Genomic DNA, 18089 nt, shown 5'->3' with positions numbered 1-18089 from the left:
GGTGCCTCTCCCCTTACTGCGCAGGGGCCATGGCGCCGGTCTCGATGGCCTTGGCTTCCTCAGCCTCGCCATGACGAACCGTCATCCACAGGTTGTAGACCATGATCAGGGCACCAGCGACGAACAGGGCGCCGCCCATGGCACGGATCACGTAGAAGGGATGCATCGCCTCGACGGTCTCGATGAAGGAGTACTCCAGGAAACCGAGCTTGTCGTAAGCGCGCCACATCAGGCCCTGCATGATACCCGACACCCACATCGCGCAGATGTACAGAACGATGCCGATGGTGGAGATCCAGAAGTGCCAGTTCACCAGCCGCAGCGAGTAGACCTGCTTCTTGTTCCACAGCCACGGGATCAGGCAGTAGAGCGCACCGAAGGAGATGTAGCCAACCCAGCCAAGCGCGCCGGAATGCACGTGACCGATGGTCCAGTCCGTGTAGTGCGACAGCGAGTTGACCGAACGCAGGCTCATCAAGGGACCTTCGAAGGTCGACATGCCGTAGAAGGCGATGGAGACGACCATCATCCGCAGAACCGGATCGGTGCGCAGCTTGTCCCAGGCACCGGACAGGGTCATCAGACCGTTGATCATGCCGCCCCAGGAGGGCATCCACAGGATGATCGAGAAGGTCGCGCCCAGGGTCGAGGCCCACTGCGGCAGCGCCGTGTAGTGCAGATGGTGCGGACCGGCCCAGATGTACAGAAAGATCAGCGCCCAGAAGTGCACGATCGACAGCCGGTAGGAATAGACCGGCCGCTCGGCCCGCTTGGGCACGAAGTAGTACATGATGGCCAGGAAGCCGGCGGTGAGGAAGAACCCGACCGCGTTATGGCCGTACCACCACTGCACCATGGCGTCCTGCACACCCGACCACAGGATGTAGGATTTGGTGCCGTAGATCGTCACCGGGATCGTCAGGTTGTTGACGATATGCAGCATGGCGATGGTGATGATGAAGGCAAGGTAGAACCAGTTCGCCACATAGATATGTGACTCCTTGCGCTTCCAGATCGTACCCAGGAACAGCAAGAGATACGCCACCCAGACAATGGTCAGCCACAGGTCGGCATACCATTCCGGCTCGGCGTATTCCTTCGACTGGGTCGCGCCCAGCAGATAGCCCGTTCCGGCGATCACGATGAAGGCATTGTAGCCCAGGATCACGAACCAGGGAGCGATCCGCCCCGGCATCCGCGCCCGCGAGGTGCGCTGCACCACGTAGAAGGAGGTGCCGAGCAGCACGTTGCCGCCGAACGCAAAGATCACCGCCGAGGTGTGCAGCGGCCGCAAACGGCCGAAGCTGGTCCAGGGCAGGTCGAGGTTCAACACCGGATAGGCGAGCTGCAGCGCGACGATCAGGCCGACGGTGAAGCCGGCGACGCCCCAGAGCATGGCTGCCCAGGCGGCGAACTTGATCGGCCCGAGATTGTAATTCGGCTTGCCGTCGATCTCCTGCGGGATCTCGATGCCGCCGTCGTCGAAATAGTTCTTGAAGATGATGAACGCGCCAACGGCGGCAAAAAGCGCACCGAGCGACGTGTGAAACGCCATCACCTGATCATAGGTCTTGCCAGCGATGATCAGGCAGGCGAAGGCAATCACGATAAGGAAAGCCGCAAAGAAGCCTTCCTCAAGCGTGAGGTATTTGGCTTTTGCTTGAGCCATGTCCGCGCCCCGAGTCCGTTATTGATCCAAACCCCCTTGCCAGGGTCCCGCAAGACGGTATGGCGCATTGCCCGAAAACCGCCTTGATCCAGGTCAACATGGCTTAGGGTATGTTGCAATGCATTGCATCCGCCAAACGGAGAATGCGACGATTTGCACATCAAATTCCCGAAAAATCCGGAATATTACGCAGAATCCCGCATATCCATCCGATTCCGTCCGGCGCCCCCTGTTTCCGGTGGCCCCAGAACACGCGACGTCACGAACGGCAGAATCAGCACCATGCCGATGTAGCGCACCAATTGATGCGCTGCAACAAAGGCCGGATCCAGATCGAGCAGGAAGGCCAGAAGCATCATCGCCTCCAGCCCGCCGGGCGCGAAGGCCAGCAGCACCTGGCCGAAGGGAATGCCGAGAAACGCCCAGACGGCCGCCGAAATCAGCAGCGAAATCGACATGCCGACGGCGAAGGCGCCGAGGCTGACCACAAGGAGCCGGCCAAGGGCGGAAGGCGAGACGCTGGCAAAGCGGCAGCCGATGACGCAGCCGAGCGCGGCGAAACAGGGCACCGTCATCCAGTCCGGCAGGGTAAAGACGAACAGCCCGCTGGCATTGAGAATGGCACTGAGAAAAAACGGCCCGGTCAGCGCCCCCGCCGGCAGGCCGAGACGCTGCGCCGCCCAGCCGGTGCCCGCCCCGGCCAGCACCAGGAGCAGCAACGGGCCGCCGCCGACGAAGGGCTCAGCCGCCGCGTCCGGCACCATCGACCCAATGCTGCCACCGGTGAGCGCCATCGGCAGGATGGCAACGAGGATGAACACCCGCAGGCTCTGGGCCAGCGCCACCCGCGCCATGTCGGCCTTCGGATAGCCGAGCGTCAGCACCATCACATAGGAGAGCGCCCCCGGAATCGCCGCGAAATAGGCGGTCTGCCGGTCCCAGCCGGCAATACGGCGCTGATAGACATAGGTCGCCAGCAGGATCGCCACCACCGACCCCACCAAAAGCCCCATCGTCACCGGCCATTCGCCGACCCGGGCCAGCGTCTCCGGTTTGACGCCCGACCCCATCGACAGGCCGAGAACGACGAAGACCACCGAGCGCAGCGCATCCGGCACGACACAGGGCACCCCGGCAATGGCAAGCGCGGCGACCGCGACCATCGCCCCGGCCAGCCAGCCCGCCGGCAGGCCGAGCACGGTGAAGCCCCAACCGCCGACACCGCCAGCAGCGAAGGTAAGGACGGTCAGCGCCGCAAGGGACAGGCTGAAGGAAGAGCGAAGCGAGGAAATGGCGGAACCGGAGAATCGTCAAGTGTGGGAACGGCGCCAGTCTAGCCGTAGCGACGGCGCAATACATGATTGAATCAACCAATCAACCCATTCACCGCATCCACGGCGCCCCTCGCCCAGCCCCCGCGCGAAATGCCGCAGGCGCCGCGCCGAAAAGCGCACTTGAGAAAAATCAAGGCAAGCCCGCCCCGCCCCCTGTCATATGCGGCTCATGACCCAGCTCGACCAACGCTACGCCACGCGCACCGTGCCCCGCTACACCAGCTATCCGACGGCACCGCATTTCCACGCCGGGATCAACGCCGCCGTCTATGGCGGCTGGCTCGACGGGATCGATGCGGGCACCCCGCTGTCGCTCTACCTGCATGTGCCGTATTGCCGGACGATCTGCACCTATTGCGGCTGCCACACCAAGGGCGCGCGCAAGGACGAGCCGGTGATCGCCTATGCCGACACCCTCTTGCGGGAAATCGACCTGGTCGCCGACCGGCTGGCGGGTCCTGCCGGCCTGCGCCGGCCGGTGGTGCATATCCACTGGGGCGGCGGCACGCCAAGCCTTTTGCCCCGCGACAACCTGCTGGCCCTGGCGGAGCGGCTGCGCACCCGTTTCGACTTCACGGCCGAGATCGAACATGCCATCGAGCTTGATCCACGCACGGTGACACCTGAGCTTGCCGATACCCTTGCCACCATCGGCATCACCCGCGCCAGCCTCGGGGTACAGGATTTCGACCCGGTCGTGCAGAAGGCCATCGGCCGCATCCAGCCTTTCGAACAGGTGGAACGGTCGGTGGCCCTTCTGCGCGGTGTCGGCATCACCGCCCTCAATTTCGACCTGATGTACGGTCTGCCGCACCAGTCCCTTGCCACCATCGACGAAACCGTGCGGCTGACGCGGCAACTGGCCCCCGGACGGATCGCGCTGTTCGGCTATGCCCATGTGCCCTGGTTCAAGAAACACCAACGACTGATCAAGGAGGCCGACCTGCCCGGCGTCGAGGAGCGGATCGCCCTGGCCGACAGCGCCCGCGCCGCCCTGCGGGAGGCCGGCTACACGGCGATTGGCCTCGACCATTTTGCCCTGCCCGACGACAGCATGGCGATCGCCCTGGCCGCCGGCACCCTGCGCCGCAACTTCCAGGGCTACACCACCGACACGGCGGACACGCTGATCGGCCTGGGCTGCTCCTCCATCGGCCGCCTGCCCCAGGGCTATTGCCAGAACCAGCCGGACATCGGCGGTTGGCGCCGGTCCATCGAAGCCGGCGAGCTGCCGGTCGCCAAGGGCATTGCCCTTGATGACGACGACCGGGCCCGCGCCGACATCATCGAACGGCTGATGACCGACCACGAAGCCGATGTGCTGGCCATCGCCAAGCGCTTCGGCTTCCCGCCGAGCCATTTCGACGCCAGCATCGCGGCGCTTGCGGAAATGATCGCCGATGGGCTGGCGACCTTCGAGGGGGGCGTGGTGCGGATTACCGAACCCGGCCAGCGCTATGCGCGGGTGGCGGCGGCCGCCTTCGATGCGTATCTGGCCGCCGGCGCGGCGCGCCATTCCATCGCGGTGTGAGCCAGCAAGGGCGGCAAAGACCGCCGGGCTGGCGGAGCAGCGAAGCCGAACGCCCGCAGGCTTGAGGGGCGGACATCAAAAAAGCGGCCGCGCGCCAAAGCGCCGGCCGCCCCCGTCCAATGTTTCATGTCCGCCGGTGGCGGTGTCAGTGAATGCCGGAAAGCTGGCAGATGCCGCAGATGCGGTTGATGCGGATCCGGTCCTGCCGCTCAACGGTCACCAGACCGCGCCGCTTCAGGTCGGAAATCACCCGGCTCACCGTCTCGATGGTCAGGCCGAGATAATCGGCGATTTCCTGCCGGGTCATGGTCAGGACGACATCGAGACTGTCGGAAGCGCTTTCCTTGTCCGGCCCCATGCAGCCGATCCCGCCCCGCTGCGGCACCAGCCGCATCAGGAAGCTCGACACCCGCTCGATGGCCGACTTGCGGCCGAGCAGAACCGCATGGTCATGCAGCGTTTCCATCTGCGTCAGCAAGCAGCGGGTCAAATGCCGCTGCAGGGGAAGCGAGCGCTCCACCTCGCGGCGGTCGAAGGCGCGCAAGGAGGTGCGGGTCAGCGTTTCCGCAGAACAGTCATAGAGATCGCCCGCCGACACGCCGAAGATCGTACCCGGGTTCAGGATCTCCACAACCTGCCGGCGCCCGTCGGGCAGCAGCTTGAAGAGCATGACAATGCCTTCATCGACTTCGTAAAAGCGGGTGGCGTTGTCCCCTTCGTAGAACACCACCGAATGCGGGGCATGGGAATGGGCCGTGGTCGACATTCCATCCTTCAGCCCGAAAACCAGCGCGTCGGGAAGATCCGCCGCTTGCTGTCCACCGGCGGTGTCGAGCATACGCTCTGCATAAGCCATTGAAGCCTCCTGATGCAGTCCGGGCCAGGAGAAGAGGATCTTCAAGGCAGGACTTCGAACATCGAGCCTGCCCCGGAACCGATGCCCCGTCCGACACCAATTCCCCCTGACCACTGCGCCCACCCTAGTGAGCAAGGGGATGTCCTGAAATTCGGGCGTTTTCGTACGCCGTTTTACCTAGTTGCGAGGAATGGAAAGCAAACGCATTCGCAACCGGGCCGTAAAACGCGCTGGTCCCGGCCTCACCCCAGCCGGCACCACCGGCCGAAGACCGGCAGGCCCTGTCACAGATGGCGGACGATCGCTTCCTCGGTGAGCGGCTTGCGCAGGAGGATCGCCGGCTGGTCGTCGCCCAGCATCTTCTCGATCACCTGTCGCGGCTGACCGGAAATGGCAATGATCTTCGGCGGCGTCTTCAGCCGGGAGAGCCAGCGGATCACCTGAACGCCGCTGACCCCGGGCAGGCCAAGGTCGACGATGACCGTGTCCTGCGTCGCGGGCGGCGGATCCTCGAACAGGGATTCGGCGTCCGGATGGATCGCCACCTCATGGCCGATCTGCCGCAACAACAGCGCCAGGGCATCGCCAACCCCGGGATCGTCTTCAACGATATGAACGGTCACCTGCGCCTCTCCCCGTCGTCCCGGCGAACATCGGGCCGGGACCGCACAGTCGCTGAACTGCACGACCATGAACCGGCTCCCCTTCGTGGCGTCCTCTCGACGCGGGCGAACCGGGGCAGGTCTCATCTTTCGGGGAAGTATAGAGGGATCGGCGCCGTCGAAAACTACGCAGGAACACGGAAGGCCGCGCATCGCAGAGCGGCCGGAAGGGAAGAGCCGGATGCCGGCTTCCTCCCGCCCGTGCAGGTCTCTTTTCAGTCCGGCGCTCTGGTATGGGTCATGACGATCCGCACCAGATCGGCGGCATTGCGCGCGCCGAGTTTTTCCATGATGCGCGCCCGGTGCACCTCGATGGTACGCGGGCTGATGCCGAGGGTCCGGCCGGCTTCCTTGTTGGAGGCTCCGGCGGTGATCTCGTCGAGCACCTCGCGCTCGCGCGGGGTCAGGCTGTCGGCGCCGGGAAAGGCGGGGGACGCCGGCTCGGCCTTGGCCGCGTTCTTCTGGCTGGCCTCGATGGCCTCGCGCACCCGGGTCAGCACCGTGTCCGCATCGAAGGGCTTTTCGATGAAGTCATGAGCGCCCTGCTTGATCGCCTCCACGGCCATCGGAATGTCGCCCTGCCCGGAGATGATGAACACCGGCACCGAGAAATCCCGTTCCTGCAAGCGCTTGAGGATGTCGATCCCCGATAGCCCTGGCATGTGCACGTCGAGAATCACGCAGTGCGGCTCGGCGCTGCCGATGGAGGACAGGAAGGCATCACCGCTTTGGAAGGATTCCGCCCGAAACCCACCCAGGTCGAACACGAGGGACAGGGCGTCGCGAATCGCCGGATCGTCATCGACGATGTGAATCAAATGCGGCTGCGATGTCATTCAGACGATCCTTTCATTCCTTCTCCGGCGTCTTGCGCCTCCGCGGAGGCGCGCCCCACAGAAAGCGGCAGCCGAAGCACGAAGGCTGCCCCGCCTCCACTTCCCGCCTGTTCCACGGCGAGATCCCCGCCATGGTTCTGCGCAATCGACCGGGAAATCGCGAGGCCAAGCCCCAGCCCCTTCTTCTTCGAGCCGGAAAAAGCCTTGAAGAGATTGGGCACCAGTTCGGCGGGAACACCGCCGCCCGAATCGGACACACGAATGATCATATCCCGTTCCCGCACGCCGGCGGAGACCGAGACCCGTTTGTCCTCGACCGCCCGCACCGCCTCCAGGGCATTGCGGATGAGATTGACCAGAACCTGTTGTACCTGCACCGGATCGGCGCTGATCTGCGGCAGATCGTCCTCGACGTCAATGGCGAAAGCCACCCCGTCACAGGCATTGCCGAGGGTGACAAGTTCCAGGCACTCGCGGATCAGCGGTGCGACCGCCACCGCACGCCGTTCCGGCTCGCGTTTTTCCACGAACCGGCGCATACGCTGGATGATCTTGCTCGCCCGCTCCGCCTCGTTGACGCCCTTGTCGACGATCTCCACCAATTTGGAATCGGCGCCGCTGCCGGAGCTGGCCTGCCGTTTGGCGGCCTGCAGGTAGAGCATGATCGCGGTCAGCGGCTGATTCAGCTCATGGGCGATGGCCGCCCCCATCTCATCGAGGGCGCTGATGCGGGTCATGCTCACCAGCTGCGCCTGCGCCTGCGCCAGGCGCTGCTCCACCGCCTTGCGGGCGCTGATATCCCGCATGATGCCGATGAACTGCCGCCCCTCCGGGGTCACCGCCTCGCCGACGGACAACTCAATGGGGAACTCCCGGCCGTCGCGATGCTTGCCCCGCACCTCCCGACCGATGCCGATGATGCGCTTTTCCCCGGTGGTGAGGTAGTTGGAGACGAACCGGTCGTGGGCGAGAGCGAAATCCTCCGGCATCAGAATCTTGACGTTCTGGCCGCGCACCTCGTCCGCCGTGTAGCCGAACAGCTTCTCGCAGGCGGTGTTGAACAACAGGATCCGAGCCTGATGGTCCATCACGACGATGCCATCCACCGCCGTTCCGAGCACGCTCGACAGGCGTGCCTCGGACACACTCGGTGTCACCGGGCCGCCCCCGGACTGGTCTTCATCCATCGCTTATCGGCCCGTTTGCATCGTCGTGAGCGCAGATCCTTGGGCCGAGACCACGACCACCGCTCTCCGTTCGCCCGCGCAAGGTTACGTTGAATTGCCTACGCAGAAAGCCGTAACGCATCCCGGCGGGCGGCGTCAACGCGACAGCCAGTCCCCCAATCGCTCGCCAGCCCGGCGCAGATCGTCGGCCGAGCGCGCGAAACACAGCCGCAGGAAACCCTCACCCCCGGTTCCGAAGGCCCGGCCCGGCGCCAGGCCGACGCCGGTTTCCGACACCAGTCGCAGCGCCAGATCCCGGCAGTCCGGCTCCCCGTCGACGCCGAAGAACAGGTAGAAACCACCCGCCGGCTGTGCGAAACGCACCCGATCGGAGGCCGACAGCGCTTCGGTGACGATCTCAAGCCCCTGCCGTGAGCGTTCGAGCTGGGACTGCAGGAACGCCTCGCCCTGCTCGACGGCCGCGAGCGCGCCATGCTGCATGAACTCGGCCACGCCGGAGGTGGAATACTGGATCAGGTTTTCCACCACCTGTCCCATCGCCGGCGGTGCCGACAGCCAGCCAACCCGCCATCCGGTCATCGCCCAGTTCTTGGAGAAGGTGTTGACGTAGAGAATCAGATCGTCCGGCTCGGCCACGTCATAAAACGATGGCGCCCGGGCCGACCCGTCGAGCATGATCCGGTTGTAGACCTCATCGGTGATGATCCAAAGGCCGCGCCGACGCGCTTCGTCGAGAATGGTCTGAAGGGTCTGGCGATCGGCAACCCAGCCGTTGGGATTGCCGGGCGAGTTGAGATAGAGCGCCCGGGTCCGGTCGGTCACGGCGGCGAACAGGCGCTCCGGGTCCAGCGACCAGCCGTTTTGCGAAAACTCCAGCCGCACCGGCACGGCACGCGCGCCCATCACCTCCACGGCGGCCGGGAAATTCGGCCAGGCCGGCGAGGGATAGACGACCTCGTCCCCCTCCCCGGCGACCGCCTGCACCGCAAGCTGAATGGCCTGCATGCCCGAACCGGTGATGAAGTAGCGCTCCGCGCCCCAGTCGCAGCCATAATGGGTCAGGTGATAGCGGGCGAGCGCCGAACGCAGGGCCGGGATGCCCCGCTGATAGGTGTAGAAGGTCTCGCCCCGGGCCAGCGAGGCAGCCGCGGCCTCGCGAATGAACTCCGGCGTCGGCAGGTCGCCCTCGCCCACCCACAGGGGGATCAGGTCATCGCGCTCGCGCGCGAAATTCACCACCTCGACGATCCCGCTTTCGGGCGCCATGCGGGCTTGCGGACGCAATGCCGCGACACAGTCTGTCATGATCCACTACACCTTGAACGCCGGTCCCGCCGGTTGGAAACACACGAAAGAAAACGCGCGCCCCCGCCGCAAGAGGCGGCGGAAGGCGCCAATCAGACCTCAGCTCCGCTCCTTCAGAAGGTCGCGGATTTCCGCCAGCAGCACCTCGTTGCGCGGCGGGGCCGCCGGCTTCGCCGGTGCCGCCGCTTCCTTGTGGCGCAGCTTGTTGATGCTCTTGACCACCATGAACAAGGCGAAGGCAACGATCAGAAACTTGATCACCGCATTGACGAACAGGCCGATGTTCCAGGTCACCGCGCCCACTTCGCCTGCCGCCTCGACGGTGGGATAGGGACCGGGGGTGGTTCCGGCTTTCAGCACGACAAACAGATCGGAGAAGTCGACGCCGCCGAGCACCAGGCCAAGCGGCGGCATCAGGATATCATCCACCAGCGACGACACGATGGTGCTGAAGGCCGCGCCGATGATGATGCCAACGGCCATGTCGATCATATTGCCCTTGACGGCAAATTTCTTGAATTCCTGAAGCATTCTCAATCCCGTCCGATCCCATTGTGTCACAAGTTCCGGCATGTCTGGCCGTTCCTCCTGCATCTGCTGTCTATCACGGTGTGGCGGCGGCGTGAATCGGCCCCTTCAAGGATTGGCCAGAACGCCCCTGAGGATTTCCGGCAAGGGCGCCAGGGCCTGCACCGCGCCGCGCAATGCGGCGGCGTCGCTGCGCGACAGCTCCCGCGCGCTCACCTGTTCCCCGGGCGAGGCGCCCGCCGCAATTGCGTCGAGTTGCGCCCGCAGCAACAGGCGCAGTGCCAGATCGCGCGCCCGGGCAAGCGCGGCGAGATCGCGGACAGCCGCCGGATGGCGCTCGCCGATGGCGGCAAGGCGGGCCGGGGTTTCGCGCAGCACGGTGCCTTCGTGGATCGCCAGGGTGCGCGCCGCCACGGCAACGGGAAACAGCACCGCCCGTTTCAGATCGAGCCGCCCCTCCTCCGTCTTCAGCCGCCGGAACAAGGTCAGCGGCGGGCGGTAGCTGTCGAGCTCACCGGCGAGCATCCGCGCGAAACCGGTGCGCCCCCGGGCGCGGGCATAGGCGGTGCGCATCAGATCCTCCGCCAGCGCGGCGGTGCCGCCGACGGGGCGCAGATCGAAGAACACTCCGACATTGAGAACATCCTGCGGCTGGGAGCGCGACAACCACAGGTCGATCCGCTCGCACCATTGATTGATGCTGCCGCGCCACTCAGCGCGCGCCATCATCACCCCGCCGGGGCAGCGCGGCAGGCCGGCGGCATCGAGGATCTCGGTGACCCGGGCGCCGAAGGCGGCGAACCACTGCTCCGCCCCCTCCCGGTCCATCGCCTCGGCATAGACCAGCGCGGTGTCCTGATCGGTGTTGAGGAGACATTCGCCGCGCCCCGCCGATCCCAGCAGAAGCAGGGCGTAGGGAACCGGCGCGCCCCCCGCGCCCGAGGCGATCATCTCCGCCTCTGCCAGCCGCCCGGCGCTGCGCACCAGCGCCCCGACCTCGCGGGAAATGACGCCGACGATATCGTTGACGCCAACCTCCTCGCCCAGAAGGCTGGCGGCGACCTCCGGCAGGCGCGCCCAGGCAAGGGCAAGCTGCGCCACCGTTTCCGCCTGATCGATCTCATCGCCCAGCGACAGCGCCTCGCCGGCGCGCAGCCGCAGCAGATCGCGGGCCGCCACCACCCCGACCAGCGCGCCCCCTTCATCGGCGACCGCCAGATGACGCAAGCCATGATCGGCCATGCGGCCCAGCGCGCGATAGAGAAAGGCCTCCGCCGGCACCGACACCAGCGGCCGCGACATGAACCGGCCGGCCGGCATTTCCAGCGCGGCGGCGCCATAGGCGCTGAGCGCCCGCAACACGTCGCGCTCGGTGATGATGCCAAGGGCGGAAACCTGCGGCGGAGAGGCGGGCGCATCCTCCGTGCCCACCCCTTCTTGCAGAAACAGCGAGGACATCCGCCGGGCACCCATGCGCGCGGCGCAGGTGCCCAGCGTATCGCCCATGCCGGCAAGCACCGGATCGGGCGTCATGATCTCCCCCACCCGGTGGCGATAGGGATAGGTGTCGATCCGGGCAAAGGCGCCTTCCGCCGCAAGTCCGGCGGCCACCGCCGGCGGCTCGACCCAGCCGGCGCTGACCTGATCGTCGAGCACCCGCGTCAGACGGCGGCAGGCGGCATCGGCCTGGGCCAGGGTCCTGACTCCGCGCGCGGCCAGATGCGGCAGCAATCCCAGGAACACCCGCGCGGTGATCCGGGCATCGCCCAGCGCCGAATGCCGCCCCTCGGTCGGCACCTCGAGCCAAGCGGCGACCATGTCGAGGCTGTAGCCGGGCAGAGCCGGATTGGCGACCTCGGCCAGAAGCCGGGTGTCGAGCCCGCGCGGCTGATAGACCGGCGTCCCCGCACGGCGCGCCTCGGCCTGGAAGATCGCCAGGTCGAAACCGGTGGTATGGCCGATCGTCACCCGCTCGCCGACAAAGGCGCGCATGCCCTCGATCGCCTCGGCGGCGGAGGGGCTCCCGCGCACCATCTCGTCGGTGATGCCGTGAATGCCGGTGGAGGCCTCCGGGATCGGCCCGCCCGGATCGACCAGTTGCACATGCTCCTCACCGGCGACAAGTTCCCCGGCAGCAACGGCCAGCGCGCCGATCTGCACCAGCCGCGCACTGGCGGTGTCGAGACCGGTGGTTTCGGTGTCGAAGACAACCGCCTCAAGGGCGATCAGCGGCGTTGAAGAACCAGGGGACACGCAGCGCTCCGGAGTTTGGCGATTTGGCAGGTGGCGGGATGGGTCATTCCGAGACCGATGCCGGCGCCAGTTTGGCGGTGACATGCGTCAGGGCCGGCCCGTCGAGGTGCCGGGCGAAGGTCTCATAAGCGCCGGCGAGCAGAAGCCGCAAGCTGTTGCGAATGGTGTCCCCGTCATCCTCGGTGAACATCGCATCGAGCGGCAGCGCATCGATGAAGAGCGCGGCCTCGCGCGGGCGGACGATATCGGCCAGCGGCAGCGGCGGCGCCCTCCCCAGTGCCGCCAACTCGGCACGCACATGCGCCATTAAAGGAGCAGCTCCGGCCACCGCCGGGCAGTCGAGATCACCGAGCGCCGCCCGGCCCGCGTCGGCGACAACCGCTGCGGCGCGGCCCGAGAGCGCCAGATCGGCGGTGCGCGCCAGCCACAACAGCGCCAGCGGCCGGGTGTCCCGGCAGGCCGTCTCCAGTGCCTGCTGGAAACTGTCCTCGGCGAACAGGCGCGGCCAGTGACGGCCAACGCGCATGCGGGTGTATTCGGTCACCGAGCGGGCGGCGAGATAGACGGCCTGTTCGGCCAGTGCCCGGCGCAGCGCCCCCGGGTCGCCGATCCGTCCGGCCTCTCGCCCCCTGCGGCCGGGCCAGCGCAGTCGTTCCAGTGCAGCGCGCAACATTTCCGCTTTCCGCCTTCCCGCTTTCGTCTCGATGGACAGTGCGGGGCAACTGTGGTCCGATCCACGGTCCGGAGGCAAGGGCCGCGAGGAGAACCGACAGCAATGCTCCAGGGATGGGTCGTCGTCTTCGCGGCGCTCGGATACATACTGCTCTTGTTTGCCATCGCCAGCTATGGCGACAGGCGCGCCCGGCCGATGATCCCCGGCAAGGGCCGGCCGCTGATCTATGCCCTCTCCCTGTCGGTCTACTGCACCTCCTGGACATTCTTCGGCTCCGTCGGCACCGCCACCTACAGCGGTCTGGAATTTTTGACGATTTACGTCGGCCCGATGCTGGTGTTCGCCCTCGGCTACCCGTTGCTGCGGCGAATCATCCGTCTTGCCAAGAGCGAGCGGATCACCTCCATCGCCGACTTCATCGGCGCGCGCTACGGCAAGAGCCAGTCTGTCGCCGCGGTGGTGGCGATCATCGCCGTGGTCGGGGTCATTCCCTATATCGCCCTGCAGCTCAAGGCGGTCTCCCTGTCGATCACCACCATGATCGCCCAGATCGACCTGGAGCATGGCGGGCCGGACCTGCCCTACTTCAACGACATCACCCTGATCATCGCCATCGGCATGGCGGTGTTTGCCTGGCTGTTCGGCACCCGCCACATCGACGCGACCGAACATCAGGAAGGCTTGATGCTGGCCATTGCGGCGGAAGCGGTGGTCAAGCTGGTGGCCTTCCTGACGGTGGGCATCTGGGTCACCTTCTGGCTCTACGACGGTCCCGGCGCGCTGAGCGAGGCAGTCGCGGCCCACCCGGAGGTCACGGCGGCCATGTCCAGCGAGTTGTCGGGCGGAAACTGGCTGGTGATGACACTGCTGTCGGCCTGCGCCATCCTGATGCTGCCCCGGCAGTTCCACGTGACGGTAACGGAGAACAACTCCAGCTCGGAACTGCGCCGGGCCACCTGGCTGTTCCCGCTCTATCTGGTGGCGATCAACCTGTTCGTCATGCCGATCGCCGCCGCCGGCATGATCCTGCTCGACCCCAGCGCCAACCCGGACAGCTATGTGCTGGCCCTGCCGATTGCCGCAGATCACCCCTGGCTGGCCCTGTTCGCCTTTCTCGGCGGCCTGTCGGCGGCCACCGCCATGGTGATCGTCGCCGCCGTGGCGCTGGCGATCATGATCTCCAACGACCTGGTCATGCCGCTGGTTCTGCGCCGCAGCAGCGAGGACGCCATCATCTCCTCCTCCGGCGAGGACATGAGCCAGATCCTGCTGCTGACCCGCCGGGCGGCGATCTTCGTGACGATGCTGCTCTCCTATGCCTATTTCCGCGCCGCCGGCGACACCGCCGCGCTGACCTCGATCGGTCTCCTGTCCTTCGCCGCCATCGCCCAATTCGCCCCGGCCTTCTTCGGCGGCCTGATCTGGCGCGGGGCGACCGCGCGCGGGGCCATCGCCGGCATGCTGTCCGGTTTCGCCCTGTGGCTCTACACCCTGCTTTTGCCCACCTTCGCCCAGTCCGGGCTGATCCCGGACGCGATCCTCAACGACGGCCCGTTCGGCATCTGGCTGCTGCGGCCCGAAGCGCTGTTCTCACTCTCCTTCGACCCGCTGACCCATGGCGTGTTCTGGAGCCTCTCGGTCAATCTGGTCGTCTTCGTCCTGGTCTCGCTGGCGCGCGCGCCCGAACCGCTCGAACGGCTCCAGGCCAATATCTTCGTGCCTTCCGAGCTGTCGCCGACACCGGTTCTGCGGCTGTGGCGCACCTCGGTGACGGTGGGCGACCTGCGCTCCACCATCGCCCGCTATCTGGGCGAGGAACGCACCGACCGGTCGTTCCAGCGCTTTGCCCGGGAGCGCGGCCTGCAGACCGACATGACCGCCCCGGCGGATGCGCAAATCCTGCGGTTTTCCGAGCAGATCCTCGCCAGCGCCATTGGCGCCGCCTCCTCCCGCCTGGTGCTGTCGCTGCTGATCAAGCGGCGCGATCCCACCGGCAAGGGGGCGATGAAGCTCTTGGACGATGCCACGGTCGCGATCCAGTACAACCGCGACCTGTTGCAGACCGCGCTCGACCAAGTGCGCCAGGGGATTGCCGTTTATGACCGCGACCTGCGGCTGATCTGCTGGAACCGGCAGTTCCGCGAGCTTCTGGGCCTGCCGGCGGAATATGGCCAGGTCGGCACGCCGCTGGATGCGATCATCCGCTACAACGCCAAGCGCGGCGAGTACGGCAACGCACCGGTGGAGACCATCGTCGCCGACCGGATCGACAAGCTGGCGGTGCGCCAGCGCACGTTTCAGGAACAGATGGGCTCCAGCGCCACCGTGCTGGAGGTGCGTACCAATCCGATGCCCGGCGGCGGCATCGTCACCACCTATACGGACATCACCGAACGGGTGCTGGCGGAAGAGGCGCTGGCCCGCGCCAACGAAACGCTGGAGAAGCGGGTGCGCGAACGCACCCAGGAACTCACCCGGGTCAACGAGGAGCTCAGCCTTGCCAAGGGCGAAGCCGAGGAGGCCAATCTCGGCAAGACCCGGTTCATCGCCGCCGCCGGACATGACATCCTGCAGCCGCTCAACGCCGCGCGGCTCTACGCCTCCAGCCTGACCGAGCGCTTCAGCGATGGCGAAAGCCGCGATCTGGCAGAGAACGTCAGTTCGTCGCTGGAATCGGTCGAGGAGATCATTGGCGCGATTCTCGATATTTCCCGTCTGGATGCGGGCGTGCTCAAGCCCGAGGTCAGCGTCTTCCGGCTTGACGAGATCCTCAATCCGCTGCGCATGGAGTTTGAGCCGATCGCGCGCGAGAAAGCGCTCGACCTGCGCATCTTGCCCAGCTCGGTCTCCGTGCGCTCCGACCGGCGCCTGCTGCGCCGCCTGCTGCAGAACCTTGTCTCCAACGCCATCAAATACACCCGCACCGGCCGGGTGCTGGTGGGAGTGCGGCGCCGCGCCGGGCGGATCTGCGTGGAAGTGATCGACACCGGCATCGGCATTCCGGAGGAAAAGCTCCAGGCAGTCTTCCAGGAATTTCAGCGCCTTGACGACGGCGCCCGGGAGGCGCGCGGCCTCGGCCTCGGGCTGGCGATCGTCCAGCGGATCGCCCGGGTGCTCGACCATCCGGTTTCGTTGCGCTCCATCGCGGGAACCGGCACCCGGTTCCACGTCGACCTGCCGGCCGCCGCCGCCCTGCCCGCCCGCGCCGCCGCACCGGCGCCCCGTGCGCCGGCGAGCTCCCTGCAGGGCCTGCATGTGATGGCGATCGACAACGAACCGCAGATCCTCGACGGCATGCGGGTGCTGCTCAGCGGTTGGCAATGTCGCGTCACCACCGCCCACGATCCGCGCGAGGCGGAGCGCAAGGCCTGCGAAAGCGGCGACACCCCCGATGTGCTGATCGTCGACTATCACCTCGATGAGGGAACGGGGGTCGAGGCGGTGGTCCAGCTCAGGTGGAAGTTCGATACCCACCTGCCGGCGATCCTGATCACCGCCGACCGCACCCAGGCGGTGCGCGCCGAAGCGGAGGCCAAGGGCATCGAGCTCTTGAACAAGCCGGTCAAGCCGGCCGCGCTGCGGGCGCTGCTGTCACGGCTGCGCGGCAAGCCTGCCCAGATGCCGGCCACGGCCGCAGATCTCACGAGCGATCAAGCGACCGTGTAAAGCCTTGTATTGCCACGCAGCTGCCTTCATCCCAGGGTTCGGTGACCGTTGTCGGGGCCACACGAGCTGAAGGACGTGACACGATGAAATCCCGTATGAGACCGCTGGCGCTGGCCAGCTTGATCGGTGCTCTTACCGGAGCCGCCGGAATGACCGGGACGGCCAATGCCGCCTGCGATCCGGGCAAGGCCGGCACGGAGCTCACCGGCGCCGAGGCGGCCGCGGTCTACGACTGCCTCAAGGACGATCTGCTCGCCGGCTACAAGACCGGCGACAAGCGCTGGATCCCGGCCGAATTCGTCAATGACTACCGCTCCTGGACGCCCGCCAGCACCTTTCCCGCCGCCCCCGGCTTCCATGGCGGCCGTTTTCTGCTCACCTATGTCAATGAAATCGGCGCGTCGGAATATCTGAAGTTCAAGGAAGAGAACGTCACCATCCCGGCGGGCACGGTGATCGCCAAGGAAAGCTTCGCCGTCAACGACGACGGCAAGGCGCAAAAAGGACCGCTGTTCATCATGCAGAAGGTCGAGGCGGGCCGCTCTCCGGAAACCGACGACTGGTTCTACATGGCGGTCATGCCGAACGGGGCGCCGATGGCGGTGAATGTGATCACCGCCTGCAGCGAGTGCCACCAGGGGAATTTCGGGTCGAGCGGCGGCCTTGGCTATCCGGTGCCCGAAGCCCGGGTGACGAACTAGCGCAAAACGGCGAGGCCGACAGGCGGGGCCAGCTAGCGCGCGGGCACCGCCGGCCACTGCCCCTGCTCGATCTTGGCGGCGGCGATCACCGCCTGGGTGCGGCTGTCGACGCCGAGCTTCTGCAGGATCGCCGAGACATGCGCCTTGACGGTCGCCTCGGAGACGCCCAGCTCATAGGCGATCTGCTTGTTGAGCAGGCCGGTGGACAGCATCATCAGCACCCGCACCTGCTGCGGCGTCAGGCTTGCCAGCCGGCGCAGCATGTCGGCGATCTCGCCGTCCTCCTCGCTGAGGTCCACGTCCGGCGGGGTCCAGGCGCCGCCTTCCATGACCTCGGCCACCGCATCGCGAATCACCTCGATGCCGAGCGACTTGGGAATGAAGCCGGAGGCGCCCAGTTCCATGCAGCGGCGAATGGTCGGCGGATCCTCGGTCGCCGAGACGATCACCACCGGCACCCCCTGATACTGCGCCCGCAGATACATCAACCCGGAAAAACCGCGCATGCCCGGCATCGACAGATCCAGCAGCACCAGGTCGATTTCATCGTGGCTGTCGAGAACGGACGCCGCGTCCTCCAGCGTTCCGACCTCGGAAATGGTCGCGCCGGCGTAGAGCAACTCGATGGTCTGACGCAAGGCGCCGCGAAACAGCGGATGATCGTCTGCGATGACAAAATGATAGGCCGCGCTTTCCGTCACCCGTGTTTCCTCCCCTCATCGCCGGCATCTTCGTCCGGCTTGTTGCGCAAGTATCGTGCGGACTGCGAGCGGAACCGCGAAAACACTGATTCCACACCCCTAAATTGCGCGAACGAAACGACACAAGCTGCCGCATTATTGTCGCTCGCGCGCAGCGCATCAAGGCCAACCGGCATCGCCACCATCT

Annotated in this window: 14 protein-coding genes; 3 read left to right on the top strand and 11 right to left on the bottom strand. The window is 66.2% G+C overall.

Annotation, left to right across the window (positions count from 1 at the left end; all coding sequences use genetic code 11):
* Nucleotides 1-13: 13 nt before the first annotated feature.
* Nucleotides 14-1669 carry a cytochrome-c oxidase, cbb3-type subunit I gene (gene ccoN, locus IEV83_RS10635; RefSeq protein WP_181761966.1) on the bottom strand — a complete coding sequence of 552 codons (1656 nt, stop codon included), beginning with the start codon at nucleotides 1667-1669 and terminating at the stop codon, nucleotides 14-16.
* 185 nt (nucleotides 1670-1854) lie between these two features.
* Nucleotides 1855-2919, bottom strand: coding sequence for an AbrB family transcriptional regulator (locus tag IEV83_RS10630; RefSeq protein WP_280513994.1), 1065 nt, complete (start codon nucleotides 2917-2919; stop codon nucleotides 1855-1857).
* A 253-nt stretch (nucleotides 2920-3172) separates the two neighbouring features.
* Between IEV83_RS10630 and hemN the strand changes: the two genes are divergently transcribed.
* The gene (gene hemN, locus IEV83_RS10625) at nucleotides 3173-4534 is read left to right on the top strand and encodes an oxygen-independent coproporphyrinogen III oxidase (RefSeq protein ID WP_181761967.1); all 1362 of its coding nucleotides are present in this window, start codon (nucleotides 3173-3175) and stop codon (nucleotides 4532-4534) included.
* A 145-nt stretch (nucleotides 4535-4679) separates the two neighbouring features.
* Here the strand turns inward: hemN and IEV83_RS10620 are convergent, their stop codons facing one another.
* From IEV83_RS10620 to IEV83_RS10585, 8 genes are all read right to left on the bottom strand, one after another.
* Nucleotides 4680-5390 (bottom strand): Crp/Fnr family transcriptional regulator, encoded by a 711-nt coding sequence (locus IEV83_RS10620; protein ID WP_181761968.1) that lies wholly within the window; start codon nucleotides 5388-5390, stop codon nucleotides 4680-4682.
* A gap of 284 nt (nucleotides 5391-5674) precedes the next feature.
* The gene (locus IEV83_RS10615; protein ID WP_244628132.1) at nucleotides 5675-6013 is read right to left on the bottom strand and encodes a response regulator; all 339 of its coding nucleotides are present in this window, start codon (nucleotides 6011-6013) and stop codon (nucleotides 5675-5677) included.
* 254 nt (nucleotides 6014-6267) lie between these two features.
* A complete protein-coding gene (locus IEV83_RS10610) occupies nucleotides 6268-6888 on the bottom strand; it encodes a response regulator transcription factor (RefSeq protein WP_181761970.1) in 621 nt (206 codons plus the stop codon).
* Entirely contained in the window at nucleotides 6885-8075 is a 1191-nt protein-coding gene (locus IEV83_RS10605) for a two-component system sensor histidine kinase NtrB (protein ID WP_181761971.1), read from the bottom strand. Before IEV83_RS10605 ends, IEV83_RS10610 begins: the two co-directional genes overlap by 4 nt.
* A 135-nt stretch (nucleotides 8076-8210) precedes the next feature.
* Nucleotides 8211-9380 carry a pyridoxal phosphate-dependent aminotransferase gene (locus IEV83_RS10600; RefSeq protein ID WP_181761972.1) on the bottom strand — a complete coding sequence of 390 codons (1170 nt, stop codon included), beginning with the start codon at nucleotides 9378-9380 and terminating at the stop codon, nucleotides 8211-8213.
* Nucleotides 9381-9479: 99 nt separating this feature from the next.
* Nucleotides 9480-9911 (bottom strand): large-conductance mechanosensitive channel protein MscL, encoded by a 432-nt coding sequence (gene mscL / locus IEV83_RS10595; RefSeq protein WP_188478596.1) that lies wholly within the window; start codon nucleotides 9909-9911, stop codon nucleotides 9480-9482.
* A 105-nt stretch (nucleotides 9912-10016) separates the two neighbouring features.
* The gene (locus tag IEV83_RS10590) at nucleotides 10017-12161 is read right to left on the bottom strand and encodes a DUF294 nucleotidyltransferase-like domain-containing protein (RefSeq protein ID WP_181760327.1); all 2145 of its coding nucleotides are present in this window, start codon (nucleotides 12159-12161) and stop codon (nucleotides 10017-10019) included.
* 43 nt (nucleotides 12162-12204) lie between these two features.
* Nucleotides 12205-12834, bottom strand: a complete 630-nt coding sequence (locus tag IEV83_RS10585) for a hypothetical protein (RefSeq protein ID WP_181760328.1) — start codon at nucleotides 12832-12834, stop codon at nucleotides 12205-12207.
* A 102-nt stretch (nucleotides 12835-12936) separates the two neighbouring features.
* On the opposite strand from IEV83_RS10585, the gene IEV83_RS10580 reads away from it, so the two are divergent.
* Nucleotides 12937-16500: a PAS domain-containing hybrid sensor histidine kinase/response regulator gene (locus tag IEV83_RS10580; protein ID WP_181760329.1), complete on the top strand. Its 3564-nt coding sequence runs from the start codon at nucleotides 12937-12939 to the stop codon at nucleotides 16498-16500.
* 83 nt (nucleotides 16501-16583) lie between these two features.
* Nucleotides 16584-17201 carry a cytochrome P460 family protein gene (locus IEV83_RS10575; RefSeq protein WP_181760330.1) on the top strand — a complete coding sequence of 206 codons (618 nt, stop codon included), beginning with the start codon at nucleotides 16584-16586 and terminating at the stop codon, nucleotides 17199-17201.
* A 32-nt stretch (nucleotides 17202-17233) separates the two neighbouring features.
* On the opposite strand, the gene IEV83_RS10570 is transcribed toward IEV83_RS10575, so the two are convergent.
* Nucleotides 17234-17902, bottom strand: coding sequence for a response regulator transcription factor (locus tag IEV83_RS10570; protein WP_181760331.1), 669 nt, complete (start codon nucleotides 17900-17902; stop codon nucleotides 17234-17236).
* Between the last annotated feature and the right edge of the window lie 187 nt (nucleotides 17903-18089).

Origin of the sequence: Stappia taiwanensis (assembly GCF_014635285.1) — a bacterium.
Taxonomy (GTDB): Bacteria; Pseudomonadota; Alphaproteobacteria; order Rhizobiales; family Stappiaceae; genus Stappia; species Stappia taiwanensis.
Note: the sequence above shows the minus strand (reverse complement) of the source record. Positions and strands in the feature narration are given on the sequence as shown.

What these genes read in the sequence shown, in the direction of transcription:
- ccoN (WP_181761966.1), bottom strand. Translation starts at nt 1,669, where the DNA reads ATGGCTCAAGCAAAAGCCAAATACCTCACGCTTGAGGAAGGCTTCTTT.
- hemN (WP_181761967.1), top strand. Translation starts at nt 3,173, where the DNA reads ATGACCCAGCTCGACCAACGCTACGCCACGCGCACCGTGCCCCGCTAC.
- IEV83_RS10620 (WP_181761968.1), bottom strand. Translation starts at nt 5,390, where the DNA reads ATGGCTTATGCAGAGCGTATGCTCGACACCGCCGGTGGACAGCAAGCG.
- IEV83_RS10610 (WP_181761970.1), bottom strand. Translation starts at nt 6,888, where the DNA reads ATGACATCGCAGCCGCATTTGATTCACATCGTCGATGACGATCCGGCG.
- IEV83_RS10605 (WP_181761971.1), bottom strand. Translation starts at nt 8,075, where the DNA reads ATGGATGAAGACCAGTCCGGGGGCGGCCCGGTGACACCGAGTGTGTCC.
- IEV83_RS10600 (WP_181761972.1), bottom strand. Translation starts at nt 9,380, where the DNA reads ATGACAGACTGTGTCGCGGCATTGCGTCCGCAAGCCCGCATGGCGCCC.
- mscL (WP_188478596.1), bottom strand. Translation starts at nt 9,911, where the DNA reads ATGCTTCAGGAATTCAAGAAATTTGCCGTCAAGGGCAATATGATCGAC.
- IEV83_RS10585 (WP_181760328.1), bottom strand. Translation starts at nt 12,834, where the DNA reads ATGTTGCGCGCTGCACTGGAACGACTGCGCTGGCCCGGCCGCAGGGGG.
- IEV83_RS10580 (WP_181760329.1), top strand. Translation starts at nt 12,937, where the DNA reads ATGCTCCAGGGATGGGTCGTCGTCTTCGCGGCGCTCGGATACATACTG.
- IEV83_RS10575 (WP_181760330.1), top strand. Translation starts at nt 16,584, where the DNA reads ATGAAATCCCGTATGAGACCGCTGGCGCTGGCCAGCTTGATCGGTGCT.